At 69.5% G+C, this 24,192-nt stretch carries 24 protein-coding genes; 13 read left to right on the top strand and 11 right to left on the bottom strand.

Going from position 1 to position 24,192, the window contains the following annotated elements:
- Window positions 1-47 precede the first annotated feature (47 nt).
- Window positions 48-1,811, top strand: coding sequence for an N-acyl-D-amino-acid deacylase family protein (locus BST10_RS05295; RefSeq protein ID WP_083036861.1), 1,764 nt, complete (start codon window positions 48-50; stop codon window positions 1,809-1,811).
- Window positions 1,812-1,846: 35 nt separating this feature from the next.
- A complete protein-coding gene (locus tag BST10_RS05290) occupies window positions 1,847-2,350 on the top strand; it encodes an SRPBCC family protein (protein ID WP_083036858.1) in 504 nt (167 codons plus the stop codon).
- A gap of 20 nt (window positions 2,351-2,370) precedes the next feature.
- Here the strand turns inward: BST10_RS05290 and BST10_RS05285 are convergent, their stop codons facing one another.
- The 3 genes from BST10_RS05285 to BST10_RS05275 are packed head-to-tail and all read right to left on the bottom strand — an operon-like array spanning window position 2,371 to window position 4,188.
- Window positions 2,371-2,667 (bottom strand): type II toxin-antitoxin system RelE/ParE family toxin, encoded by a 297-nt coding sequence (locus tag BST10_RS05285; RefSeq protein WP_083036857.1) that lies wholly within the window; start codon window positions 2,665-2,667, stop codon window positions 2,371-2,373.
- On the bottom strand, window positions 2,664-2,915 hold the full coding sequence (locus BST10_RS05280) for a type II toxin-antitoxin system ParD family antitoxin (RefSeq protein WP_013831127.1): 252 nt from the start codon (window positions 2,913-2,915) through the stop codon (window positions 2,664-2,666). The genes BST10_RS05285 and BST10_RS05280 overlap by 4 nt, the downstream gene beginning before the upstream one ends.
- A gap of 46 nt (window positions 2,916-2,961) precedes the next feature.
- A complete protein-coding gene (locus BST10_RS05275; protein ID WP_083036856.1) occupies window positions 2,962-4,188 on the bottom strand; it encodes a cytochrome P450 in 1,227 nt (408 codons plus the stop codon).
- 51 nt (window positions 4,189-4,239) lie between these two features.
- Between BST10_RS05275 and BST10_RS05270 the strand changes: the two genes are divergently transcribed.
- Window positions 4,240-5,184, top strand: coding sequence for an oxidoreductase (locus BST10_RS05270; protein ID WP_083036855.1), 945 nt, complete (start codon window positions 4,240-4,242; stop codon window positions 5,182-5,184).
- Here BST10_RS05270 and BST10_RS05265 read toward each other — a convergent pair.
- On the bottom strand, window positions 5,144-5,773 hold the full coding sequence (locus tag BST10_RS05265; protein WP_083036854.1) for a TetR/AcrR family transcriptional regulator: 630 nt from the start codon (window positions 5,771-5,773) through the stop codon (window positions 5,144-5,146). The two genes, BST10_RS05270 and BST10_RS05265, sit on opposite strands and share 41 nt — an antisense overlap.
- A 94-nt stretch (window positions 5,774-5,867) precedes the next feature.
- Window positions 5,868-6,338, bottom strand: a complete 471-nt coding sequence (locus tag BST10_RS05260) for an SRPBCC family protein (protein WP_083037142.1) — start codon at window positions 6,336-6,338, stop codon at window positions 5,868-5,870.
- A gap of 154 nt (window positions 6,339-6,492) precedes the next feature.
- Here BST10_RS05260 and BST10_RS05255 point away from each other — a divergent pair, with 154 nt between their 5' ends.
- Genes BST10_RS05255 through BST10_RS05245 form a run of 3 tightly spaced genes read left to right on the top strand, consistent with a single transcriptional unit; the run spans window position 6,493 to window position 9,452 of the window.
- Window positions 6,493-7,950 (top strand): aldehyde dehydrogenase family protein, encoded by a 1,458-nt coding sequence (locus tag BST10_RS05255; RefSeq protein WP_083036853.1) that lies wholly within the window; start codon window positions 6,493-6,495, stop codon window positions 7,948-7,950.
- 15 nt (window positions 7,951-7,965) lie between these two features.
- Window positions 7,966-8,808 (top strand): LLM class flavin-dependent oxidoreductase, encoded by an 843-nt coding sequence (locus tag BST10_RS05250; protein ID WP_083036851.1) that lies wholly within the window; start codon window positions 7,966-7,968, stop codon window positions 8,806-8,808.
- 26 nt (window positions 8,809-8,834) lie between these two features.
- A complete protein-coding gene (locus BST10_RS05245; protein ID WP_083036848.1) occupies window positions 8,835-9,452 on the top strand; it encodes a hypothetical protein in 618 nt (205 codons plus the stop codon).
- Here BST10_RS05245 and BST10_RS05240 read toward each other — a convergent pair.
- The gene (locus tag BST10_RS05240; protein WP_083036847.1) at window positions 9,449-10,120 is read right to left on the bottom strand and encodes a maleylpyruvate isomerase family mycothiol-dependent enzyme; all 672 of its coding nucleotides are present in this window, start codon (window positions 10,118-10,120) and stop codon (window positions 9,449-9,451) included. The two genes, BST10_RS05245 and BST10_RS05240, sit on opposite strands and share 4 nt — an antisense overlap.
- The gene (locus BST10_RS05235) at window positions 10,113-11,324 is read right to left on the bottom strand and encodes an FAD-dependent oxidoreductase (RefSeq protein ID WP_235673661.1); all 1,212 of its coding nucleotides are present in this window, start codon (window positions 11,322-11,324) and stop codon (window positions 10,113-10,115) included. Before BST10_RS05235 ends, BST10_RS05240 begins: the two co-directional genes overlap by 8 nt.
- Before the next feature lie 242 nt (window positions 11,325-11,566).
- Between BST10_RS05235 and BST10_RS05230 the strand changes: the two genes are divergently transcribed.
- The 3 genes from BST10_RS05230 to BST10_RS05220 are packed head-to-tail and all read left to right on the top strand — an operon-like array spanning window position 11,567 to window position 14,489.
- Window positions 11,567-12,838, top strand: coding sequence for a PPE family protein (locus tag BST10_RS05230; RefSeq protein WP_083036844.1), 1,272 nt, complete (start codon window positions 11,567-11,569; stop codon window positions 12,836-12,838).
- Entirely contained in the window at window positions 12,835-14,139 is a 1,305-nt protein-coding gene (locus tag BST10_RS05225) for a PPE family protein (protein ID WP_371869178.1), read from the top strand. The genes BST10_RS05230 and BST10_RS05225 overlap by 4 nt, the downstream gene beginning before the upstream one ends.
- The gene (locus BST10_RS05220; protein ID WP_083036841.1) at window positions 14,136-14,489 is read left to right on the top strand and encodes a DUF732 domain-containing protein; all 354 of its coding nucleotides are present in this window, start codon (window positions 14,136-14,138) and stop codon (window positions 14,487-14,489) included. The genes BST10_RS05225 and BST10_RS05220 overlap by 4 nt, the downstream gene beginning before the upstream one ends.
- 18 nt (window positions 14,490-14,507) lie before the next feature.
- Here the strand turns inward: BST10_RS05220 and BST10_RS05215 are convergent, their stop codons facing one another.
- Both BST10_RS05215 and BST10_RS05210 read right to left on the bottom strand, forming a co-directional pair.
- Window positions 14,508-14,960, bottom strand: a complete 453-nt coding sequence (locus tag BST10_RS05215; RefSeq protein ID WP_235673660.1) for an Rv1352/Rv1906c domain-containing protein — start codon at window positions 14,958-14,960, stop codon at window positions 14,508-14,510.
- A gap of 43 nt (window positions 14,961-15,003) precedes the next feature.
- Entirely contained in the window at window positions 15,004-15,684 is a 681-nt protein-coding gene (locus BST10_RS05210; protein ID WP_083036836.1) for a class I SAM-dependent methyltransferase, read from the bottom strand.
- On the opposite strand from BST10_RS05210, the gene BST10_RS05205 reads away from it, so the two are divergent.
- The 4 genes from BST10_RS05205 (at window position 15,683) to BST10_RS23215 (ending at window position 22,877) form a co-directional block, all read left to right on the top strand.
- Entirely contained in the window at window positions 15,683-16,477 is a 795-nt protein-coding gene (locus BST10_RS05205) for a rhomboid family intramembrane serine protease (protein WP_083036834.1), read from the top strand. The two genes, BST10_RS05210 and BST10_RS05205, sit on opposite strands and share 2 nt — an antisense overlap.
- Before the next feature lie 200 nt (window positions 16,478-16,677).
- Window positions 16,678-18,708 (top strand): SGNH/GDSL hydrolase family protein, encoded by a 2,031-nt coding sequence (locus BST10_RS05200; RefSeq protein WP_083037140.1) that lies wholly within the window; start codon window positions 16,678-16,680, stop codon window positions 18,706-18,708.
- Window positions 18,709-18,860: 152 nt separating this feature from the next.
- Window positions 18,861-22,403: a carboxylic acid reductase gene (car, locus tag BST10_RS05195; protein ID WP_109559413.1), complete on the top strand. Its 3,543-nt coding sequence runs from the start codon at window positions 18,861-18,863 to the stop codon at window positions 22,401-22,403.
- A gap of 297 nt (window positions 22,404-22,700) precedes the next feature.
- Window positions 22,701-22,877 (top strand): hypothetical protein, encoded by a 177-nt coding sequence (locus tag BST10_RS23215; protein WP_163762390.1) that lies wholly within the window; start codon window positions 22,701-22,703, stop codon window positions 22,875-22,877.
- Window positions 22,878-22,880: 3 nt separating this feature from the next.
- On the opposite strand, the gene BST10_RS05190 is transcribed toward BST10_RS23215, so the two are convergent.
- Entirely contained in the window at window positions 22,881-23,654 is a 774-nt protein-coding gene (locus tag BST10_RS05190; RefSeq protein ID WP_083037138.1) for a L,D-transpeptidase, read from the bottom strand.
- Window positions 23,655-23,693: 39 nt separating this feature from the next.
- Window positions 23,694-24,176, bottom strand: coding sequence for a hypothetical protein (locus BST10_RS05185; RefSeq protein WP_083036832.1), 483 nt, complete (start codon window positions 24,174-24,176; stop codon window positions 23,694-23,696).
- Window positions 24,177-24,192: the final 16 nt, after the last annotated feature.

Genomic DNA, 24,192 nt, shown 5'->3' with positions numbered 1-24,192 from the left:
GATCAACATCTTTCTTCGCCGCGCTCGGTACTTCGAAGGAGACGGCCGTGTATGACCTCGTGATCACCGGTGGCACCGTCGTCGACGGGACCGGGGCCGACCGCTATCCGGGCGACATCGGTATCCGGGACGGCAAGATCGTGGCGGTCCACCGCCGCACCGGAGCCGATGATCCCGGTTTGACCGGTGCGGCAGCGGAGACGATCGACGCCACCGACCGCATCGTCGCCCCCGGATTCGTCGACATCCACACCCACTACGACGGGCAGGTCAGCTGGGACAGCCTGCTGGAACCATCCAGCGGGCACGGCGTGACGACGGTGGTCACCGGCAACTGCGGCGTGGGCTTCGCCCCGGTGAAGCCGGGCCGCGAGGAATGGCTGATCAAGCTGATGGAGGGCGTCGAGGACATTCCGGGCACCGCGCTGACCGAAGGCATCACCTGGGGATGGGAGAGCTACCCGGAATACCTCGACGCACTCGATCGGCAGAACCTGGCCGTCGACGTCGGCAGTCAGGTGGCGCACGGGGCGATCCGCGCGTATGCCATGGGTGAGCGCGGCGCCCGCAACGAGCCGGCCACCTCCGACGACATCGCCGTGATGAGCAGGCTGGTGCAAGAGGCGATCGAGGCTGGGGCGCTGGGCTTTTCGACCTCACGCACGCTGGCGCACCGCGCGATGGACGGCGAACCGGTGCCGGGCACCTTCGCCGCTGAAGACGAACTGTTCGGGCTGGGCCGCGCGATGGCCGCCGGCGGTCAGGCGGTGTTCGAACTCGCGCCGCAGGGTGCGGCCGGTGAGGACATCGTCGCACCGAAAAAAGAGCTCGAATGGATGCAGCGCCTCAGCGCCGAGATCGACCGCCCGTTGTCGTTCGCGCTGATTCAGGTCGATGCCGACCCGAACCTGTGGCGCGAACAGCTCGACGTCTCCGCCGCCGCCCACCAGGCGGGCAGTGCGCTGTATCCGCAGATCGCCGCCCGGCCCTTCGGCATGCTGCTCGGCTTCCCCGGGCACCACGGGTTCACCCACCGCCCGACCTACCGCCGGCTCAAAGAACAGTGCAGTCGCGAGGAACTGGCGCAGCGGCTCGCCGAGCCGGCGGTCAAGGCCGCGATCCTGGCCGAAGACGACTTGCCCGTCGACACCTCGCTGCAGTTCGACGGGATGTTCGCGCTGGTGCAGCACTCGCTGCACCGCATCTACGACCTGGGAGACCCGCCGGACTACGAGCCGACCCCGGACCGTTCGGTGGCCGCGATCGCGGCGGCGCGCGGCGAGGACCCGCTGTCGACGCTGTATGACCTGATGCTGCGCGACGACGCCGGCGCGATGCTGATGCTGCCGTTCTTCAATTACGCCGACGGCAACCACGACGCGATCCGCGAGATGCTCACCCACCCGGCCGGCGTGCTGGGCCTGTCCGACGGCGGCGCGCACTGCGGAATGATCTGCGACGCCTCCTATCCCACGTATCTGCTGACGCACTGGGCCCGTGACCGGCACCGCGGGGACAAACTGCCGTTGGAGTACGTGGTGCGCAAGCAGTGCCGAGACACCGCACAGCTGTTCGGCCTGACCGATCGCGGCGTCATCGAGCTGGGCAAGAAGGCCGATATCAACGTGATCGACATGGCGGCGCTGACCCTGCACCCGGCCCGGATGGCCTATGACCTGCCGGCCGGTGGCCGCCGGCTGCTGCAGGGCGCCAGCGGTTATGACGCCACGATCGTCAACGGTACCGTCACCCGACGCAACGGCACCGACACCGGCGCCCGCCCGGGCCGGCTGGTGCGCGGCGCACGCTGAATCACGAAGCACGGAAAGGAAATCCCTTGGCCCGGATGTATCCCTGCGAGCAAGTCGATCTCGGCTTCATCGACCAGGCGCCGCAGCGGTTCAGCAACAGCGTCGAGCTGGCCGTGACCCCCGAGCAGGTGTGGGAGGTGCTCGCCGACGCCGACGCCTGGCCGCGCTGGGCGTCGGTGATCACCAACGTGACCTGGACCAGCCCCGAGCCGCACGGTGTCGGGACCACCCGCCTGGTTGACATGCGCGGCGGCATCGTCGGCGACGAGGAATTCCTCGCCTGGGAACCCTGCCGGCACATGGCGTTTCGGTTCAACGCCAGCTCGACATCGGCGCTGGCGGTCTTCGTCGAGGACTACCGCATCGAACCGACTCCACAGGGCTGCCGGCTGACCTGGACCCTGGCCAATCGGCTCACCGGCCCGGCGAAGCTGTTCTCCCCGGTGAGCGGCCCGTTGATGAACCTGGCGTTTCGCCGGTTCCTGTCGAATCTCCGCCGCTACACCGACCAGCGGTTTGCGACGGTGCAGCGCGGGTAGGGGTGCGGAGACTGCGAGCTTCAGAGATGCCGCTCGGTGTCCATCCGTTGGTGCAAGACCCGAACTACGTCGACGACGGCGTCGGCAGTCAGTCGATAGAACAGCGTGTGGGATCCGGCCGATAGTTTGCGATAGCCGGGTCGGATCTCGTCACAGGTTCGGCCGATCCGTGGATTCGCGGCAAGACGTTCGATCGCGTACTGGAGCTCGCGCAGGTACTCTTCGGCCTGGTCGACGCCCCAGCGGTCCGCGGTGTAATCCCAGATCTGTTCCAGATCTGCTCGCGCGGCAGGTGAGAGCAGGTATCGAACAGTCACCGGATACGCGACGCATCCGTCCGCTTGCGGTCGAGGAAGGCATCGAAGTCAAACGGCGTCGACTCGCCGCTACGTTCACCGTCCTCGAGGGCGGTGCGCAGGGCCCGCAGTTGTGCTTCGCGATCCTCCAGCAGCCGCAATGCCGAGCGGATAACCTCGCTGACCGATCGGTAGCGTCCGGCTGCGATCTCCTGGTCGATGAAGGCCTGGTAATGATCGTCGAGCACGAAGGACGTGTTCTTGCCCATGTCTGCCACGATACCAAAAATTGGTATGCTGGGCCGAGGGCCGGCCTCAGCGCGGCTCGATGGTGACCGGCATGTGCCGGACCCCGGCGTGCTTGTTGCTGCGGACGTACTCGATCGGGCCGGTCAAGGTCACGGTGCCCACCCGATCGAGCAGCACGTCGAGGATCACCCGCATCTCCAGGCGCGCCAGCGTGGAGCCGAGGCAGAAGTGCACGCCGCGCCCGAATGTCAGGTGCGGGTTGGGGTTCCGCAGAATGTCGAAAATGTAGGGCTCGGCGAACACCGACTCGTCGCGGTTCGCCGACGCCCACCACAGGCTCACCTTGTCACCGGCCCGGATCCGCTGCCCGTGCAGTTTGACGTCGCGGGTGGCGGTGCGCCGGTTGTACGGCGTCGACGACGCCCAGCGCAGCAGCTCCTCGACGGCCACCGGCAGCAGCTCCCGGTCCCGGCGCAACCGCTCCCAGGCCTCGGGATGCTCGCTGAGTGCCGACATGCCGATCGCAATCGAATTGCGTGTCGTCTCGCTGCCCGCGGCCATGATCAGGCTCAAGAACATCTGCTGCTCGTTGGCGGTGAGCGGCCCGCCGTCGATCTCCGCGTGCGTCACCACCGACAGCAGGTCATCGGCCGGGTGGGCGCGCTTGTATTCCAGCAGCTCGGCCCCGTAGGCGTGCATCCGAGCATGGGCCTGCACCAACCGGTCGCTGACCTCGCCGACCTCGCGGTCCTCGTAGTCCAAGGTGACGTTGGCCCAGTCCATCAGCTCGTGGCGATCCTGCTGCGGCACGCCCACCAGCTCCGCGACGGCCTGCAGCGGCAGCTCCGCGGCGACATCTACCAGAAAGTCGCAATCCCGCTTGGCCAGCGCGGCGTCGACGATCGTCACCGCGCGCCGGCGCAGATCCTGCTCGATGCCGCGCAGCGCCCGCGGAGTCATGCTGGGCATCAGCAACTTCCGGAACTTGGCATGCCGCGGGTCGTCCATCATGTTCAGCAGTGCACCGACGGCGAACCCGAGCGGCATGTCCTCCAGGGTGGTGCCGCCGCCGTCGCGCCCGCCGCCGGTCTCCGAGGAGAAAGTCTCGCTGTCGGTGGCCGCGGCGACGATGTCGGCGTAGCGGCTGAGTACCCAGAACCCTTCGCCGCCCGGGGAGTGGGCGGTGGCCGGATGGAACCAAACCGGCGATTCGCGGCGTAACACATCGAAGACGTGATACGGGAAGCCGGACGTGAACCGGTCCAGGTCGGTGAGGTCGACGTCGTCGTGCATCAAGACAGGACCATACACATTGATCGTGGTGTCCCGTCTATAGTTCGGCGTGTGAGTGCGACGGACTGGACCTTGGCGCAGGCGTCACCCCAGCACGGGCGGACCGCCGTCGTGACCGGAGCCAACACCGGTGTCGGTCTCGAGGTCGCCCGGGGACTGGCCAGCCTCGGCGCCGACGTCGTACTGGCCTGCCGCAACCTCGAGGCTGCCGACACGGCCCGCCGCGACATCCTGCGGACGGCCCCGTCCACGCGAATCGACGTGATTCACCTGGATGTCAGCGACCTGGCGTCGGTGCGCGGCTGCGCCGAGCAGCTGCGGGCGTCATACCCGGTCATCGACATCCTGGTCAACAACGCCGGGGTCATGCACCAGACGCGGCAGCTGACCGTCGATGGCTTTGAGGGCGACCTCGGCACCAACTTCCTCGGGCCATTCGCCCTGACCGGACTGTTGCTCGACCGGGTGCTTGCCTCCGGGTCGGGGCGGATCGTCGCGGTGAACAGCAAAACCAGTCGGGGCGGCCGGATTTCGTTCGACGATCTGCAGCTGGAGTCCTCGTTCACCCCGGCGGCGGCCTACACCCAGTCCAAGCTCGCCCAACTGATGGCGGTGTTCGAACTGCAGCGGCGACTGGAATCGCTGGGCAGCCAAGTGATCTCGCTGGCAGCACACCCCGGCGGGACCCGCACCGGGATCCTGCGTGAGCAATCCCGAGCGGTGCGCTGGGTGTTCAACCGGCGCTTCCGCCACCTGACCGGCTGGTTCACCCAGGCCCCGGCCGACGGGGCACTGCCGATGCTGCGGGCGGCGACCGATCCGGCCGCGGCGGGCGGCCAGTTCTACGGGCCGGGTGGGCGTTTCGAGCAGATCGGCCCGCCGGTGCTGGTCCGGGCCGCCGGGCGCGCCCACGACGTCGAGGCGCAGCAGCGGCTCTGGCAGATCGCCGAGGATCTCACCGGCGTGAGCTACCCACTGACCCGCGAACCTTCGTAGCGCCCCGCGCCGCGGTCACCGCCGGGGCGATCCACCGGCGCAGCAGTCGCCGCAACTCGGCACCCGGGGCGGGCAGCGGCGCCAGGATGAACGACTGCAGGGTGCGCAGCACCATCTCGATGATGTCGTCGATGGCCTGCGCGTCGAAACCGGACCAGTCGACATCCAGCCGCTCGAGAATCGAGTGCCCGAAAGTGCGGCCGGTGTCTGTGGTCACCGTGACGGCAAAGGCGCTGGGCTGTTGGGCGCGCAACAGCAGTCCGACATAGGGGTCGTCGGGGAGGCGTTCCAGGGTCAGTGCGACACCTTCGGCGACCGCCTCCCCGGGATCGGTGATGCCGGCCAGTGCCGCGGCGAGTTGGTCCAGAAAATCCCCGACGCCGTCGATCGCGGTCGCCGACAGTAACTCCTCGGTGCTGGGGAAGTAGCGGTAGACGGTCTGGCGGGTCACCCCGAGGGTGCGGGCCACGTCGGCGATGCTGGTCTGTTCGCCGCGTTCGTCGATGGTGCGCCGGGTCGCTGCCAGGATCCGCGCCACCGCCTCGTCGTCGCTGGCGGGCACATCGCCGCCCCAGCCGCGGGTGCGCATCAGAACTTCCCGAGCCGGCGTCGCGTCATAGCCGGAACGGTAATCGACGCGACACCGCATACTGATCAGCCGGCATCCGCAGGGCCGACCACGGTCAGTTCGCCAACTCCCGTGCGATGGCGGCGTGGTAGTCGTCGATCTTGGCGGGATTGACCGCGCGGAAGAAGCCGTCGGGCAGCGGCGCGTGCTTGTAGGCCTCGATGGCCATGGTGCGGGTGAACAACGTGGTGGCGTCGGCGGGCTGGGTGAAGTGGTACTGCACCGTGATGCGGCCTTCCATCCCCCCGTTGCCGGCGCGGTCATGGCCGAGGCGTCCGACCGAACTGAAGACCCAGAGTCGGGGGCGGGTGGCGATCGCCAGCTGCCAGCTGAAGATGCGTTCCCCATCCGGGCCGGCCTCGGTCCAGGTGTCGCCCACCTGCAGCGGCAGTCGGTCGGGCAGGTTCTCGATGTGGGCACTGCCGGGATAGGTCTTCGTCCAGTTGGCCGGATCCGTGACGAAGTCGTAGATCGTCTCAGCGGCGTGGCTGAACGCGGTTTCCGAGGTGGTGGTGACGATGCCCAACGCCGTGCCTTTCTGGTCGTCGTGCGCGCCGCCGACCAGCGCCCGCACTCAACACACCTTTACAGATGATGAATAAACTGTCTCACTGTTGACCGCGCCGCCCGCCGGGTGCTAAGCAAGTGCCCAGCATCTCCGCGACGGGAAGGGTCCAGTTATGGCAGTGCAGTCGGTTATCGATGATCTGGCGAAGCGTCCCGGAACCGGCGAGCTGATCGCGGTGATCGACCCGGCCACCGAGGAGCAGATCACCGAGTTCCGCGACGCCGGCCCTGAAGCCGTCGACGAGGCCGTCGCCCGCGCCAAGGCGGCCTACCAGTCGGGCGTCTGGACCGACATCGCGGCTCGCGAGCGCGCCAAGGTGCTGTGGCGCCTCGGTGACCTCATCGACGAGCATGCCAAGGAGTTCACCGAACTGGAGTCGCTGGACGCCGGCATGCCGCCGGCCCAGGCCGAGATGATCGTGTCCACCTGCGCGGAGTTCTTCCGCTACTACGCCGGCTGGTGCACCAAGCTCAACGGCGCCAGCTACCAGGTGCAGATGGAGGGCGGTGTCAACAGCACCCACGCCAATTTCCACGCCTACACCCACAAGGAGCCCTACGGCGTCGTCGGGCTGATCTACCCCTGGAACGGCCCGCTGTTCAACGCCTGCGCCAAGGTCGCGCCCGCGCTGGCCGCCGGCTGCAGCAGCGTGGTCAAACCGGCCGAGGAGACCCCGCTGTCGGCGGTGCTGCTGGAGAAGCTGATCGCGCAAGCCGGTGTGCCCGACGGCGTCACCAACTTCGTGATCGGCTACGGCGCCACCGCCGGGGCCGCGATCACCGCGCACCCCGACGTGGAGAAGGTGGCCTTCACCGGCTCCACCGAGGTGGGCAAGCAGATCATGCGTGACTCGGCGGACAATCTGAAGAAGGTCACCCTCGAGCTGGGCGGCAAGTCCCCGGTGCTCATCTATTCCGACGCCGACCTGGACATGGCGATCATGATGGCCTCGATGGGCATCTTCGTGCACTCGGGTCAGGGCTGCGTGTGCGGTTCACGAATCTTCGTGCAGCGCAGCGTCTACGAGCGAGTGGTGGCCGGCATCGCGATGATCGGGGACAACCTGGTGTTGGGCGGCCCGAAGGACGAGGGCGCCATGATCAGCCCGCTGGTCAGCCAGAAGCAACTCGATCGGGTGCTGGGTTACATCGACCAGGGTAAGAAGGACGGCGTCGAAATCGTCAGTGGCGGTTACCGGTTGGATCGCAAGGGGTACTTCGTCAAGCCGACCGTGGTCACCGGCGTCGACCCGGCGACCAGCCGGCTGTACCGCGAGGAGATCTTCGGCCCGGTTGTCACGATCCTGCCGTTCGACGACGACGACGAAGCCGTGGCGATGGCCAACGACACCAGCTACGGCCTGGCCGCCACCGCTTGGACCACGAATCTGGCCCGCGCCCACGACCTGGGCAAGCGGCTCAACGCCGGCATGGTGGGCTTGAACTGCCAGCTGACCTTCGACCACAACGTGCCGTTCGGCGGCTACCAGCAGTCCGGTGTCGGCAAGGAATTCGGCTACGAGGGCATCGACGCCTATCTGAAGACCAAGTCGATCTGGGCGGCGCTGTAGCACCGGGGGCTGCTGATGGCCGAATGGTTTTTGTTCCTGCCGCAGAGCAGGCTGAGCATCACCGACATCGTGCTGCGGGCACGCACCGCCGAGGCCAGCGGTTTCGACGGCCTGGCGTTCCTCGACCACCTCGAGACACCGATGGCGCCCGACGCGCCGCTGTGGGAGGCGATGACGATCGCCACCTGGGTCGCCGCGCACACCGAGCGGCTGCGGATCGGCCACCTGGTGCTCTGCGATGCGTTCCGGCACGCGGCGGTGCTGGCCAAGCAGGCGGTGACCCTGGCCGAGGCCACCGGCGGGCGGTTCGAGCTGGGGCTGGGATCGGGGTCGATGCCCGACGAGTTGGCCCGGTTCGGCCTTGGTGAACCCACCGCGGGCGCACGTGTCACCGCCCTGGAACAGACAGTGACCGCCCTGAAACGCTACTGGTCCGGCGGTGAGGACACCCAGCTGCCGACACCGAGCAGCCCGATCCCGCTGCTGCTGGCCGGACGTGGCCCGAGGATGCTGAAACTGGTTGCTCAGCATGCGGATTGGTGGAATCTACCGGCCACCCACGTCAACGAACTGCCGCAACTGGTGGGCAAGATCGGTTCGGCGCGGGCCTCGGTGCAGCAGATGGTCGGTTTCGTCGGCGACGGTGCTGACGCCGAGGCGGTGATCGGCACGGCCCGCCGCCGGTTCAGTCAGCTGGGACCCGGGCTGGTCTGCGGCGGCGCCGACGAACTGGTCGCCTACTTCACCGGCCTGCGCGACCACGGCGCACAACGCTTCTATGTGTGGTTCTCCGATTTCGCTGCACCGGAAACGATCGCCGAGTTCGGAAAGCGGGTAGTTTCTGCACTGGGGGAGTGAGGGCGTCGCGGAAGAAAGGGTCACTCGTGACAGACATTCCGAACAAGGCCATCTCCCGGCGCACCTTCGTGCGCGGCGCCGCGTGGTCGCTGCCGGCCCTGGGTATCGTGCTCACCGCACCCCGCGCCGGGGCGCAGCCGCCCGGTTCGCAGGAGTGCGGCGATCCCAACGAACTGATCGAGAACTGCGTGGTGCAACTGCCCGAAGAGTTCACCTCGACCAGCTTCAGCACCACCGCCGTTGCCGGCGGCACGAACTACTCCGTGTTGTTCAGCACCAACATCCGCCCCGGACCGTTGGTGCCGGCCGCGGCCACCGGCTACCGGATCAACAGCACCGGTCTGACCGGCACCAAACGCGACGGCGTGGCGTTCTCGATCACACCGCACATCGGTGAGCGCGGTCCCCGGGTGCTCGGCGCGCCGTCGGGATCGTCGTTGGGCTTCGTCGTCGACGTGCCCTGGACGGCGGGACAGTTGGTCCGCAACTTCGCCTACGCCTTCGACGTGGTCTACCTCAACGGGCTGACCGAAATTCAGACCTGCTCGTATGTGACCGCGATGACGCTGGCCGACAACGGACTGATCGTGGGAGGAGTCGGCTCGGTGACGTTCTCCCCGCCGCGGCTCACCTCCTGCGCTTAGCCGGCCGGGATCGGCTGGTCGTCGTCGCGGGGACCGAACGCGCCGAACCCGTCGACGAGCTGACCGAGTGGCTCGGGCGACCAGTCCCAGGCGGCGATCTGCCGGCGCGACCGCCGGCTGAACACGCCGCGCAGCAGTTCATAGCCGTCGGCGCGCAGCACCGTCACCGACGCCCCTGAGCCGCAACGCCATTCCTGTCCCAGCTCGTCGGTGATCACCAGCGTGGCGGTGTCGCGCAGCCGGCGGCCGGGAAAGTAGCCCATCACGTCCAGGAACGGCTGCCAGTGCTCGCGGTCGGTGCGGGGCAGGCCCAGCGCCTCGTGCAGGTCCGCTTCGTGGCAGATGGCGTCCGCGGCCAGATTCGGACCGGTGTGCTGCTGCGGCAGACTCGATTCGACCGCCGGGGCGGCGCGCTGCCATTCGTCGAGCAACTCCTCGATCGGCCGCAGTCGCCGTTCAGCGACGTGCCGCCCGGTCCAGGAGTCGCCCGGCGCACCGTCGAGGCGCCCGGCCAACACGTCGGCGGCACCGCCGACGAGGTGGGCCAGCACGTCGTGCACCGTCCAGCCGGGCGTGGCCGGGACGGGCGTGCGCAGTTGGTGGTCGCCGAGCCCGGCGGCCAGCGCCCCGATCCGGCCGCGAGCGGCGCGGTAGGTTGCGTCAAGCATGGGAGCCCCCTGCGCTGGGGCGTCGCGAAAGCAGGGTGCCCGTAGGGCTTTCGGGAATCAGCGGGCGGGTGAGATGTCGGCTGCCGCGCAGGTTGGCCGCCTCGGCGAACCAGCGGTCGAGCCGGCGGCGGAGCGGTTGCGGGTGATCCGGCGAGGATGGCTGGTCCGCGGCGGCGTTCGCGGCCCAGATCGGTGCGATCCGGTCGGCCGCGGCGCGAAAGAACCGCTGCGGCAGCTCCGGTCCGCGCTCGCGCAGGCAGTCGCGCAGCGCGACCGCCTCGAGTGCCGCCATCGTCATGCCCTGCCCGTGCAGCGGATTGAGCCGGCACAGCCCGTCGCCGATCACCACCAACCCGGCGGGCAACCGCGGCATTCGGTCGTAGCGGTGCCATAACGCGCCGGTGTCGCGGGACACCGTGAGCTCGCCCATCGGCGCGGCATCGCGTAACCCAGCCATGATGTCGGCGGGCAGGACTTGCTTGGCCGCGGCCAGCAGGGCGGTGAAATCGGATGGGGGAGCGCTGTGCTCGTCGCTGCGGGCGATGACCAGCATCCAGGTGTCGCGTTCGTAGGGCACCAGCAACAGCACCGGGGCGGGCCGGCCCCGGTTGACGAAGACCAGCCGGTCGGTGACCCGGTCCGGCGGGATGCGCAGCAACTGACTGGAGTAGCCCCAGTTCGCGTTGCGGCGCTGTTCGGGCACGCTGCCGAAGCCGTGCTCGGCCAGGAACTCGGCGGTGTGTGAAGCGCGTCCCGTCGCATCGACCACCAGGTCGGCGTGCAGCACCTGCGTGAGGCGGTTGCGTTGATTCCTGACGCGGACACCGGTGACCGCGCCCCGGTGGTGCACCGGCTCGATCGCGTCGTGGCCGTCAAGAAATGCGACGTTGCCGATCCGGTCGACACGGCCTCGCACCTGGGCGTACCGCCCGGACAGGTCGGGGTTGTCGATCACCACCGCGCCGGCGGCGGCGAGCTCGTCGAGGATGCCGGGGAACAGTTCGCCGAGGATGTTCGTGCCGCCGGTGAGGAAGCTGTGCAGTTGGCGGCCCTGCGGTACCCCCTTGCGGTGGACCGGGTGATCGGGCAGCCGATCGCGGTCCACCACGGTGACGGAGTCGTAGAACTCCGACACCACCCGAGCCGCCAGCAGTCCGGCCATCCCGGCTCCCAGCACGACCGCAGACGTTCCCGATTCGCCCACTGCAATCCCCTTCCCGACACCAGGGGCCCACGATACACAGAAATTAAGAAACTTAAGGGCATCTTGGCGTAACAGTAAGACAGCTGCGGTCGGGGCCGCCCACCGGCATGTGATCGCGGGCGCAGCCTTCTCCAGGATGTCGGACAGGTGCCTCCTGGCGATCTACCAGAGAGTCACTTTAGATTCGCTTCCTGGCCACCTTGGGTGGCCGTCGGAGTCCCCACGTCCGGAGGTCAGGTGAGATGGAATTCGCAGCGACGCCCCCAGAAGTCCACTCCGGCTTGATGTATTCCGGAGCGGGGCCCGGGCCGCTGCTGGCCGCGGCCGCCGCGTGGGCCGGGCTGGCCGGCGAATTGCACGCCGCGGCCGCGGCCTACCGTTCGGTGATCGCCGATCTGGCCGGGTCCTGGCACGGGCCGTCCGCGATGTCGATGGCGGTAGCGGCCACGCCCTACGCGGAGTGGATCGGTGCGACGGCGCTGCGGGTCGAGCACGTGGCCGCCCAGGTCGCCGCGGCGGCCGCAGCCTACGAGGCCGCATTTGCGGCGCACGTCCCGCCGCCGGTGATCGCGGCCAACCGCAGCCTGCACATGACGCTGGTTGCGACGAACCTGCTGGGACAGAACACCCCGGCGATCGCGGCTACCGATGCGCTCTACGCCGAGATGTGGGCGCAGGACGCTGCGGCCATGTACGCCTACGCCGGCTCGGCGGCGGCTGCCACCCAGGTCAGCGTGTTCGACCCGGCCCCGGAGGCCGCCGATCTAGCCGCCGTGACCCGGGCGGTCACGGCAGCGGAGAATGCCGGGGTCAGGACCGCCTCGGCCGCCCCGTCGCGGGTTTCGCAGCTGATGTCTGCGGTGCCCCGAGCGCTGCAGAACCTCAATCCGTCCCCGGCGCAGGCGGCGCCGTCGCTCGGTGACGTCGGTTCGGGGATCGGGGACATCGGCAAGCTGCTGGGCGACCTGGTGGGGCCGTATTCGCCGCTCGGTCACCTCTCCAACCTCGGCAGCGGGTGGCTGATCGCCGGGCAGCTCGTCGGCTTGGCCCAGAACCCGCCCGGCGTGGCCGGCGTGCTCAGCGGTCCGGCACCGGTCACCGGTGCACTGGGCCCGCTGACGGGTGGGTACATCTCCTCCCAGCTGCCACTGTCGGCGGTGGGCTCGACGGGAGCCACGGTGGCGGCGAGCGCCGGACAGGCGAGCATGGTCGGATCGCTGTCCGTGCCGGCGAGCTGGGCCACCGCCGCACCGGCCGGAAAGGCGCTGCCGGCGGCACTGTCGGGCAGCCCGGCCAGCGCCGGCGCCGCGGCGTTCGCCGTCGAGGGCTCATCGACTGCGATGTTCAACGAGATGGCGCTGTCGAGCCTGGCCGGCCGCGCCCTCGGCGGCACCGCGGTGCAGTCCGTCGCGGGCGGTGCCGCGCGGGTGATCGACAAAGCGCCCGACACCGAGGCGCTGACCACCGCGACCATCCTGGTCATCCCGGTGCCCGAGGAGGGCGGTGGCTCGTGATCGACTTCGCCGCTATTCCTCCGGAGGTCACCTCGGGCTTGCTCTACGCCGGCCCGGGTGCCGAATCACTGCTGGCCGCGGCCACCGCCTGGCAGGGATTGGCCACCGAACTGCAGGCCGTCACGGCCTCCTATCGCGCCGTGCTGTCGACGTTGACGGTCGACTGGATCGGTCCATCGTCGGCGGCGATGGTCGCCGCCGCAACGCCCTTCGTGGACTGGGTGTCGGGTGCGGCCGCGCAGGCCACTCAGGCGTCGGCGCAGGCCGGTGCCGCGGCGAGCGCCTTCGAGGTGGCGCTGGCCGCGGTGGTGCCACCGCCGGTGATCGCGGCCAACCGCAGCCTGCGAGAAGCGCTGCTGGCGACCAACACCCTCGGGCAGAACACCGCGGCGATCGCGGCCGCTGACGCCCAGTACGCGCAGATGTGGGCGCAGGACGCCGCCGCGATGGTCCAATACGAGGCCGCCGCCGCGTCGGCCACCCGGCTCACCCCGTTCGCCTCGCCGTTGCAATCCGCCAACCCGGCCGGCCAAGCCGGACCGGGCATCGCCGCGGCCGGGGATGCCTCCGAGATCTCGGGCATCTACGAGGGACTGTTCAGCACGCTCGGCGGGGTCATGAAATTCGGTGGGCTGGGCAATGTCGTGTTGAGCGGGCCCAACTTCGGCATGGTCCAGTTCAAGTCGTTCTACAAGCCGCAGGCACTGCTGCCGGAGATCCCGAGGTCCGCGCTCGGTGCCGGGCTGGGCGCCGGTTTGAGCGGCGGGCCGGCGTCGGCGGCGCGCGCCGGGATGGCCCGCGCGGTGACGGCCGGAGTGGGCGCGGCGCCTACGGTCGGGGCGTTATCGGTGCCGCCGGGCTGGGCGACCGCGACCCCGGCGATCCGGCTGGCCGCCACCGCACTGCCGGCCTCACTGCCCACGCCTGCCGGCGCCGTCGCGGCGCCGGCGGCCGGCCTGCTCAACCCGGCGGCGTTGGGTGCCCTGACCGGCGGCGCGCTGGGGGCTCCGGGCTCGCAGCTGATCAACGGCGCCAACATCCGCGGCGGGTCCGGCAGCGGCGGAAAGGGCGGCAAGGGCGGCAAGGGCGGCAAGGGCACCGCCCCGGTTCAACTCGACCGTGTCCTGGCCCAGTTGCAGAAACAGAAGGATGCGGTGCAGCACTGGCAGATCGACGAGGCGGGCTTGGACGACCTGCTCGAGGAACTGGCGAAGAAGCCCGGCTTCCACGCGGTGCACCTGAGAAAGACCGTCCGGGACGCCGGCGCCGCCGGATCCGCCCCGGCGACGGCGATGCCGTGAAGCCGCTGCCGGCGCTGGGCGTTGCCGTCGGCCTCGCCGTGGCCGGCGCGGCTCCGGCAGTCCCCGACCCCGGACCGGGTGCCCAGCTCGACCCCGACGTCGCGGTCGGCGCCGCCCACAACGCGGCCTTTCTGGAGTCGCTGCGGGCGGCCGGTATCACCTACAGCAGCCCCGGTCAGGCCATCGAGGCCGCCCGCGCGGTCTGCGGGCTGGTGGACCGCGGCGAACCCGGCCTGCAGGTGATCTCCGACCTGAAGGCCACCAATCCCGGGTTCACCACCGACGGCGCGGCGCAGTTTGCTGCCATTGCGGCGAACACCTACTGCCCGCACCAGCTCGTCACGAAGTGAGGGCCGCGAGGCCCGCGGCTAGCCCCCGCTGGGAGCGGGCGAGGGGGCGGCCGGCCGTTGCTGCGGCACAAAGCCCTTCAGCACGTCGGGCAGTCCCGCCGACTGCTGCGGCACCGGCGCACAGGTGGGCGGGCATTCGGTCAGTTGCCAAGGCGCGCAGCGGTCGGTCCGGAAGGTGGTGTCGCTGGGCTCGATCAGCACCACCTGCGGTTTCTTGGTCATCGCGCTGTCGACGATCTTGTCGCCGCTGTTTCGGCGCCAGTAGCAGGCGTTTCCCTCGCGCGGCCCGTCCGAGCGGTAGGTGCCCGGCGCAATGTCCTTTCCGACGGTGAAGGTGCCGTCGGTGTCGATCACCTGTTTCGGCGCGGGTGTGGGGGCGGGCGCCGGAGTCGGCTCGGCCCCGGCGACACCCGTGGCTGCGCCGGACGCCGCCAGCATGACCGCCGCCGCTGCCAGCTTCATCGGTCTCATACCAGGCGAGGGTACCGGCGTGTCCGGCCTGATGTCGCTGGTGTTACGGCTTGACGCCGACCGTGATCAGGTCCGACACCAGCAGCGTCCAGGCCGGTCGCGCCACCCGATGCTGGTCGGCCACGGAGAATCCGGCATCGGTGAACAGCGTGCGCATCTCACCGGGCGTGGGCTGGCGTGACGGGTTCCACCGGATCCCGGCCAGCTGGAGCGGGTCGGGCAGCCGGGGGCTCATCGCCGTGACCGCTGCCATTCCGCCCGGCGCCAGTACCCGGTGGAACTCCCGCACCGCGGCCGGCTGGTTGAAGAAGTGAAACGCCGAGCTGGTGACCACCGCGTCGAGCGTCCCGTCCTCGAACGGCAACTGTTCGGCGGGGCCGGTCAGCCACTGCACCCGCGGTGACCGCGTCCGGGCCTCGTTGAGCATCCCGTCGGACATATCCACCCCGTATACGGCATCGGGTTGCAGCTCGCGTTCGATGCGGTCGGCCAGGATGCCGGTGCCGCAGGCGACGTCGGCGACCCGGGCGGGCTGATGAGACCGCAGCGCGGCGATCAGCTCGTCCTGGGCCGGACGATAGACCCAGCGTTGCAGGAAGCGGGTGTCATAGGCCGGAGCGGCAAAGCTCCAGAACCGGGTGACGACGTCATTGAATGCTCGGCGCGGAGCGGAAGGTGCCACGGCATGAAATCTACCGCCGGGGCTTTGAGAAGGTGTATCCATGACCGTCTGCTACCGGCACCCCGACCGGGCCACCGCACTGCGCTGCACGCGCTGTGGGCGCTACATCTGCGGTGACTGCATGCGGGGCGCCGCCGTGGGGCAGCACTGCGTGGACTGCGCGCAGCAGGGTGCCGCGCCACGCCGGTCGCGCCCGATGGTGCGGGCCGCCTCGACGACCCCGGTGATCAGCTACGGGCTGATCGCGTTGAACGTGCTGGCGTTCGTCGGGCAGATGTCGTCGCACCAGCTGGACTCCGAATTGGTGCTCTGGTCGCCGGCCGTGGCCGACGGGCAGCTCTACCGGCTGCTGACGTCGGCATTCCTGCACTACGGGGCGATGCACCTGTTGCTGAACATGTGGGCGCTGTATGTGGTGGGCCCGCCGCTGGAAGGCCTGCTCGGCCGGTCCCGATTCAGTGCGCTGTACCTGCTCAGCGCGCTGGGTGGTTCGGTCACGGTCTATCTGCTGGCGCCGCTGAACACCGCCACCGCCGGGGCCTCGGGCGCCATCTTCGGCTTGTTCGGGGCGACGCTGATCGTCGGCCGGCGACTGCAGATGGACATCGGCTGGGTGGCGGCGATCATCGTGATCAACCTGGTCTTCACGTTCACCATCCCGCAGATCAGCTGGCAGGGCCATGTCGGCGGTCTGGTCACCGGACTGCTGGTCGCGGCTGCCTACGTCTATCCCGCCGCGCCGCGCCGCAACCAGATCCAACTCGCGGTCAGTGTCGCGCTACTGGTGCTGTTCGTTGCGTTGATCTGGTGGCGCACTGCCGAATTGGTCTCCTGACACCGAGCGTGTCGTCGGCGTAGGAGGGTGCGCCGCCCCCTAAGCTTTCGGTGGTCCACCAGCGAGAGGATCGACCAATCGTCGCCACCAGCGACCAACAGGAGATAAGTCGACCGGTCGGGAGCCGGACTCGCCGGGCCACCTCCGTGCGCACCTCGGGCAGAACCCGCTGGGTCGCGCCGGCCCCGCGTGCCGCCCGGCTGACCACGGGTCGCGCCGCGGACCGGGTGCGGCGGGAGCGGCGACGACCGGGGATTCACGCCCTCGACGGCCTGCGCGCGATCGCCGTCGCGTTGGTGCTGGCCGACCACGGCGGCATCCCGGGAGTGTCGGGCGGATTCATCGGTGTCGACCTGTTCTTCGTGCTGAGCGGATTCCTGATCACCGCGCTGCTGATCGACGAGCTTCACCGGACCGGGCGCATCGACCTCACCGGCTTCTGGATCCGCCGCGGCCGCCGGTTGCTGCCCGCCCTGGTGCTGATGGTGCTGACCGTGGCGATCGCGCACGAACTGCTGCCGTCCGACGCGGTGGTGGGCCTACGGGAGGACGCGATCGCCGCGTTCTTCTGGGTGGCCAACTGGCGGTTCGTCGCCCAGCAGACCGACTACTTCACCGAGGCGGGCACCCCGTCGCCGCTGCAGCACACCTGGTCGCTGGGCGTCGAGGAGCAGTACTACTTCCTCTGGCCGCTGCTGCTGATCGCGGTCGCCCTGCTGCTGGGCCTACGCGCCCGGCGCCGCGGTCGGCTGCCCACCGTCGGCGGGGTGCGGCTGACCGTCTTTCTGCTGGCCAGCGCCGGCGCGGCGGTCTCGGCGGCGGCGGCCGAGATGCTGGCCTCCGACCGGTTCGCCGCCACCCGTGACCGCGTCTACTTCGGTACCGACACCCGCGCGCAGGCGCTGCTGATCGGCGCTGCGGCGGCGGCGCTGCTGGTGGGGGACTGGCCCGCGCTGACGGCGGGCTGGTCGGTGGTGCGTACCCGCCGGGCACGCTGGGCCGCCCGGCTGCTCCCGTTGGCCGGGCTGGCCGTGCTGGCGACGGCGGCGCACCGCGCCACCGGCAGCGCCGCGGAGTTTCAGGGCGGCCTGCTGACCCTGGTGGCCGTGGCGGCGATCGCGGTGATCGCCCCGGTCGCGCTGCACCAGAACGGGCTGGTGGGCCGCGCGCTGGCTTGGGCTCCGCTGGTGTGGCTGGGAACCATCTCCTACGGCGTGTACCTGTGGCACTGGCCGGTCTTTCTGGTGCTCAACGGCGAGCGCACCGGCTGGTCGGGTTGGGCGCTGTTCGCCGTGCGGTGCGCCGCCACGCTGCTGCTGGCCGCGGTGTCGTGGTGGGCCATCGAGGAACCGATTCGCCGCTGGCGCCCGGCGCAGGTGTCGATGCTGCCGCTCGGGGCGGCGGTCAGCGCCACCGCGGTGGCGGTGACGGTGTTCGTGGTCCCGGTCGTCGAGCGGCCCGCCGCTCAGACCGGACTGACCCCCGATGTGGCGGCGGCCGCCGCGGTGTCGCCGTCGCCGCCGAGCCCGCGTTCGGAGTCCGCAAAGCCCCGGCCGCAGCCGCTGCGCCACGACCCCAACCGGCCGCGCACCGTCTCGGTGTTCGGGGACTCGATCGGTTGGACGCTGATGCACTACCTGCCGGCCACGCCGGGCTATGACTTCATCGACCACACCGTCGTCGGCTGCAGCATCGTGCGCGCCGGGCCCTATCGCTGGGCCGGCAAGACCATCGAGCAGGGCCCGGACTGTGACGGCTGGCCGGCCCGGTGGGCGCGGCAGGTCAAGGCCGACCGCCCCGACGTGGTGTTGCTGATCGCGGGCCGCTGGGAGACGGTCGACCGCGTCAACGAGGGGCAGTGGACCCACATCGGTGACCCGACATTCGACGCCTACCTGACCGCGGAATGGCGCCGCGCGCTCGACGTGCTGGAGTCCGCCGGCAGCCGGGTGGTGGTGACGACCGTGCCCTACAGCCGCTACGGCGAGCGGGCCGACGGCAGCCTGTGGCCGGAGGACGACCCGAAGCGGGTCGACCGCTGGAACGCCCTGTTGCGGCGGGTGGTCGCCGGGCGTGACGCCGTGACGGTGGTCGACCTGAACAAGAAACTGGGGCCGGGCGGCACCTACACCGCCAAGGTGGACGGCATCAAGGTGCGCAGCGACGGGATTCACCTGACCCCCGAAGGGGTGAAGTGGCTGCTGCCGTGGCTGGAGGAGTCGATCAGCTGATCGTGTTCCGGACCACTCGGAACCCGGTGCTGAGGGAGGTCTCACACGGCCGCCCGGTCCAGAATTAAATTAGTTTTGCTAACATTGTATCTATCAGCGCAGCGTTGCGCCTTCGAAAAACACTTCCCGAGATATCCCATTAGAGGTTCCACATGATGCTTACTGATCTGTCCGTTAACGAGGATCGGCAGGCCCGCCTGGCCGCCGAGCTGGCCGCCGTCGACCCCCAGTTCGCCGCCGCCCGACCCGACCCGGCCGTCGCCGACGCCATCGCCCAGCCCGGCCTGGCACTGCCGCAGCTCGTGCGGGACGCGCTGGCCGGCTATGCCGACCGGCCCGCGCTGGGCCAGCGTGCCGTCGCTTTCGTCACCGACCCCGGCACCGGCCGCACCGTCGCACAACTGCAGCCCCACTACGACACCATCAGCTACGGCGAGCTGGCCGAACGGATCCGCGCCCTGAGCACCGCCCTGATCGCCGCCGCCGTCCGCCCCGGCGACCGGGTCGCGGTGCTGGGTTTCACCAGCGTCGACTACACCGTCATCGACATGGCCTTGGGCCAGATCGACGCGGTCGCCGTGCCGCTGCAGACCTCCGCGGCGGTGAGCACCCTGGCCCCCATCGTGACCGAGACCGAACCCCGCGTGATCGCCGCCAGCATCGACTCGCTGGCCGAGGCGGTCGAGCTGGTGCGCACCGGCCCGGCCCCCACCCGCTTGGTGGTATTCGACTACCACGAGCAGGTCGATGACCACCGCGACGCGCTGGCCGACGCCCGGGCAAAGCTGGCCGGAGCCGAGGTTGTCGTCGAGCCGCTGGGCGAGCTGCTGACCCGCGGCCGGACGCTGTCCCCGGCGGGCCTGCCGGCCCACGACGCCGGCCAGGACACCGACCCGCTGGCCCTGCTGGTCTACACCTCCGGCAGCACCGGCGCCCCCAAGGGTGCGATGTACCCGCAGAGCAACGTCGCTCGGATGTGGGTGCGCTCGGCCAAGAACTGGTTCGGCCCGACCGCCGCCTCGATCACGCTGAACTTCATGCCGATGAGCCACATCATGGGCCGCGGCATCCTCTACGGCACGCTCGGCAACGGCGGCACCGCCTACTTCAGTGCCCGCAGCGACCTGTCCACCTTCCTCGAGGACCTCGCGCTGGTTCGGCCCACCGAACTCAACTTCGTCCCCCGGATCTGGGAGATGCTCTACCAGCACTTCCAAAGTGAGGTCAACGGGATTACCGGCGCCGAGCGCGCCGCCGCCGAAGCGCAGGTGCTCGCCGAGATGCGCCGCGACCTGCTCGGCGGGCGGTGCATCTTCGCGATGACCGGCTCGGCGCCGATCTCCGACGAATTGCGTTCCTGGGTCTCCGAACTCACCGGGCTGCACGTGCTCAACGGCTACGGGTCGACCGAGGCGGGCATGGTGCTCTTCGACGGCGTCGTGCAACGGCCACCGGTGCTCGACTACAAGCTGGTCGACGTGCCCGAACTGGGCTACTTCGGCACCGACAAGCCGCATCCCCGCGGCGAACTGCTGCTCAAGACCGAGAACCTGTTCCCCGGCTACTACCAGCGCCCCGAGATCACCGCCGAGGTGTTCGACGCCGACGGCTACTACCGCACCGGCGATGTCGTCGCCGAGATCGGCCCGGACCAACTGGTCTACGTCGACCGGCGCAACAATGTCCTCAAGCTCGCCCAGGGTGAGTTCGTCACGCTGGCGAAGCTGGAGGCGGAGTTCGGCAACAGCCCGCTGGTGCGCCAGATCTACGTCTACGGCAACAGTGCGCAGCCCTACCTGCTGGCCGTCGTGGTGCCGACCCCGGAGGCGCTGGCTGCATTGGGCGATACCGCCGAACTGAAGTCGGCGATCGCCGAGTCGCTGCAGCAGGTGGCCCGCGATGCCGACCTGCAGTCCTACGAGGTGCCGCGCGACTTCATCGTCGAGACCGAACCATTCAGTCTCGAGAACGGGCTGCTGACGGGTATCCGCAAGCTGGCCTGGCCGAAACTCAAGGCGCACTACGGCGATCGTCTCGAACAGCGCTACGCCGAGCTCGCCGAGGGACAGGCCAACGAACTGAGCGAGCTGCTCCGGCACGGCGCGCAGCGCCCCGCGCTGGAGACCGTCAGCCGCGCCGCGGCCGCCCTGCTGGGCGCATCGGCCGCCGACCTGCACCCCGACGCCCATTTCACCGACCTGGGTGGGGACTCGCTGTCGGCGCTGACCTTCGGCAACCTGCTGCGCGACATCTTCGACGTCGATGTGCCGGTCGGCGTGATCGTCAGCCCGGCAACCGATCTCGCGGCCATCGCCGACTATGTGGAGACCGAGCGCCGGGCCGCCCAAACCGGATCCAGGCGGCCCGGTTTCGCCTCCGTGCACGGCCGGGACGCCGTCGAGGTGGCCGCTGCCGACCTGACCCTGGACAAGTTCCTCGACGAGGCCACCCTGGCGGCGGCGCCAACACTGCCCGCTCCATCCGGGCAGGTGCGCACCGTGCTGCTCACCGGCGCGACCGGCTTCCTGGGCCGCTACCTGGCGCTGGAGTGGCTGGAACGACTGGCCCCGGTGGACGGCAAGCTGATCTGCCTGGTGCGGGCGCGTTCCGACGCCGATGCCCGGGCCCGGCTCGACGCCACCTTCGACAGCGGGGACGCGAAACTGTTGGCCCGCTACACCGAGTTGGCCGCCGAGCACCTCGAGGTCATCGCCGGCGACAAGGGCGAGGCGAATCTCGGGCTGGACCAACAAGTCTGGCAGCGCTTGGCGGACACCGTCGATGTGATCGTCGACCCGGCCGCGCTGGTCAACCACGTGCTGCCCTACAGCGAGCTGTTCGGCCCGAACGTGGTCGGCACCGCCGAGCTGATCCGGGTTGCGCTCACCGGAAAGATCAAGCCGTTCACCTACTTCTCCACCATCGGTGTCGGCGACCAGATCCCGTTGGACCGCTTCACCGAGGACGCCGACGTGCGGGAGATGAGCCCGCTGCGGGCGATCAACGACGGCTACGCCAACGGCTACGGCAACAGCAAATGGGCCGGCGAGGTGTTGCTGCGCGAAGCCCACGACCGGTGCGGTCTGCCGGTCGCGGTGTTCCGCTGCGACATGATCCTGGCCGACACCAGCTACGCCGGCCAGCTCAACCTGCCGGACATGTTCACCCGGATGATGTTCAGCCTGGTCGCCGCCGGGGTGGCGCCCGCATCGTTCTACGAGCTCGACGCCGCCGGCAACCGGCAGCGCGCCCACTACGACGGGCTGCCGGTGGAGTTCATCGCCGAGGCGTCCACCACGCTGGGGGCCGGCTCCGCGGGCATGGCCGACGCCGGGTTCGCCACCTATCACGTGATGAACCCCTACGACGACGGCCTCGGCATGGACGAGTTCGTCGATTGGCTGATCGAGGCCGGCCACCCGATCGAACGGATTGACGACTACGGCGACTGGCTGCAGCGGTTCGAGACCACCCTGCGTGCGCTACCCGAGCGGCAACGTCAGGCGTCGCTGTTGCCGCTGCTGCACAATTACCAGAAGCCGCAGCCTGCCATCTGCGGGTCGATCGCACCCACCGATAAGTTCCGGGCCGCGGTGCAGGAGGCGAAAATCGGTGCAACGCAGGATATCCCGCATGTGACACCCGTGGTGATCGTCAAGTACATCACCGACCTGGAGCTGCTCGGGCTGCTCTGACTCAGTTCGACATCAACGCGGTGGCGGGCCAATTGCGGTCCGCCACCGCGCTTATGTGCGCGGCTCGATGGCCGCCGCGTCGTTTGACGACCAGGTGTTTCGATGGGACCATGGAGCCCAACGACATCCCCGCGTGTCTCGGCCGGAAGGAGGTGAGGGGCGAAATGAGTCCCAGTGACGGACCGTATCCGAGTTCGATGACCGATCTGTCCCTCACCGGCCCCGGCGTTTTTGCCGCGGCCTGATCCGCGAGTTCCGCTGACTGGATTCGGCGGGCATCACGGCAGGAGAATAATCATGAGCTTTGTTGTCACACAGCGTATCTCGACGAACAACGACTCCGGCGTGCGCCGGGCGGGCCGCCGCATGATCGGTCGGCTGCGCCACCTGGGCGCGCCGTCGGAGGTGGGCCCGCAGCAGCGCGCCGAGCGGTACGTGGCGCACATGCCGACTGCGGTCCTGGGCGCCTGCTGACCGCTAGGCCTGCACCACGATCGGGTCGCCCAATCGCACCGTGTTGAAGTACCACGCCGCGTCGTCGGGACTCAGATTGATGCAGCCGTGGCTGACGTTGGAGTAGCCCTGCGAGCCGACCGACCACGGCGCGGAGTGGACGTAGACGCCGGACCAGGTGACCCGCACGCCGTACTCGCCATTGATCAGGTAGCCCTCCGGATCGTTGAGCGGGATGCCGATGGTGCGCGAGTCGAATTTGACGGTGCGCTCTTTGGACAGTGCGGTGAACGATCCGATCGGGGTGGGGCGCTTGGGTTTACCCATCGATGCCGCCATCACCCGCAGCGTGTCGCCGTTGACGCTGACGGTGAAGGTGTGATCGGAGATGTCGGCGAGCCCCAGCACCGCGTCACCGGTCTCGAAGCCCGTCGACATGCCGTGGGCGTCGACCTCGATCGTGCTGTGCGGCGACCAGTACCCGTCCGGAACCCAGTGCACGACATCGTCGCTGACCCATTCGAAATGCCCGGAAGGCATGCCCGATGCCGTCTTTCCGGTCACCGCGATGTGGATGCCGCGCTCGGCGCCCACCCGGTCGCTCACCGGCCCGGTGAACGTCACGATCACCGGGTAGGCCACCCCCACTACCGAACCGGCCGCCGGTTCGATCGCCGCGACGGCGAACCCCGGCGCCGGCTGCACTGCCTGCGCCGCCTGACCGATGCCGGTGGACGCCCCCATCACCAGGGCCACCGACCCCGCCATCGCCAAAATTCCCCGCCTCACCCTGTACATGGCTTCCATTGTGCCAAGCGCAGCGGGTGTAGCGCAGATTTAGCCGTCTTCCGCCGGCGCCAAAAGGCTGCCCCAGGCCGCCTTGCTCCCGGATTCGCCGATGGTGTGGATCGCGAACATCGACCCGCCGGCCAGGCCGATCACCACCGCGACGATCGTCAACCGCACCACCGGCGTCACCGTGCCGCCACGTGACAGCGCCACGTGCAGGCCGGCCAGCAGGGCGGCCGCGAGGGCCAGGCCGAGCGCCATGTAGAGGCCGTACCCGCCGGCGGTCATGTGGCGGTCGAGGTCGGGCGATTCGCCGATCTTGCCGGTGTCCGCCAGCCACTCGCCGGCGGTGACCGTCGCCGGGGTGACCAGCAGCGTGAGGGCGGCCAGCACCGCCACCAGCCAGACCAGCCGCCGGCGCGCCGCCGGCCACAGTGCGCACAGGATGAGCAGGACCGCGGTCAGCGGAACCAGCGCCACCACGAAATGCAGCAGCAGGATGTGCGCGGGCAGCCCGGCGATCGTCGTCATAAGGAGTCCTTTCGGT

The organism is Mycolicibacter algericus DSM 45454 (assembly GCF_002086455.1).
Taxonomy (GTDB): domain Bacteria; phylum Actinomycetota; class Actinomycetes; order Mycobacteriales; family Mycobacteriaceae; genus Mycobacterium; species Mycobacterium algericum.
This window is presented reverse-complemented; position numbering and strand designations above follow the sequence as displayed.

What these genes read in the sequence shown, in the direction of transcription:
- BST10_RS05290 (WP_083036858.1), top strand. Translation starts at nt 1,847, where the DNA reads ATGTATCCCTGCGAGCAAGTCGATCTCGGCTTCATCGACCAGGCGCCG.
- BST10_RS05280 (WP_013831127.1), bottom strand. Translation starts at nt 2,915, where the DNA reads ATGGGCAAGAACACGTCCTTCGTGCTCGACGATCATTACCAGGCCTTC.
- BST10_RS05275 (WP_083036856.1), bottom strand. Translation starts at nt 4,188, where the DNA reads ATGCACGACGACGTCGACCTCACCGACCTGGACCGGTTCACGTCCGGC.
- BST10_RS05265 (WP_083036854.1), bottom strand. Translation starts at nt 5,773, where the DNA reads ATGCGCACCCGCGGCTGGGGCGGCGATGTGCCCGCCAGCGACGACGAG.
- BST10_RS05255 (WP_083036853.1), top strand. Translation starts at nt 6,493, where the DNA reads ATGGCAGTGCAGTCGGTTATCGATGATCTGGCGAAGCGTCCCGGAACC.
- BST10_RS05250 (WP_083036851.1), top strand. Translation starts at nt 7,966, where the DNA reads ATGGCCGAATGGTTTTTGTTCCTGCCGCAGAGCAGGCTGAGCATCACC.
- BST10_RS05240 (WP_083036847.1), bottom strand. Translation starts at nt 10,120, where the DNA reads ATGCTTGACGCAACCTACCGCGCCGCTCGCGGCCGGATCGGGGCGCTG.
- BST10_RS05230 (WP_083036844.1), top strand. Translation starts at nt 11,567, where the DNA reads ATGGAATTCGCAGCGACGCCCCCAGAAGTCCACTCCGGCTTGATGTAT.
- BST10_RS05215 (WP_235673660.1), bottom strand. Translation starts at nt 14,960, where the DNA reads ATGAGACCGATGAAGCTGGCAGCGGCGGCGGTCATGCTGGCGGCGTCC.
- BST10_RS05205 (WP_083036834.1), top strand. Translation starts at nt 15,683, where the DNA reads ATGACCGTCTGCTACCGGCACCCCGACCGGGCCACCGCACTGCGCTGC.
- BST10_RS05210 (WP_083036836.1), bottom strand. Translation starts at nt 15,684, where the DNA reads ATGGATACACCTTCTCAAAGCCCCGGCGGTAGATTTCATGCCGTGGCA.
- car (WP_109559413.1), top strand. Translation starts at nt 18,861, where the DNA reads ATGATGCTTACTGATCTGTCCGTTAACGAGGATCGGCAGGCCCGCCTG.
- BST10_RS23215 (WP_163762390.1), top strand. Translation starts at nt 22,701, where the DNA reads ATGAGCTTTGTTGTCACACAGCGTATCTCGACGAACAACGACTCCGGC.
- BST10_RS05190 (WP_083037138.1), bottom strand. Translation starts at nt 23,654, where the DNA reads ATGTACAGGGTGAGGCGGGGAATTTTGGCGATGGCGGGGTCGGTGGCC.
- BST10_RS05185 (WP_083036832.1), bottom strand. Translation starts at nt 24,176, where the DNA reads ATGACGACGATCGCCGGGCTGCCCGCGCACATCCTGCTGCTGCATTTC.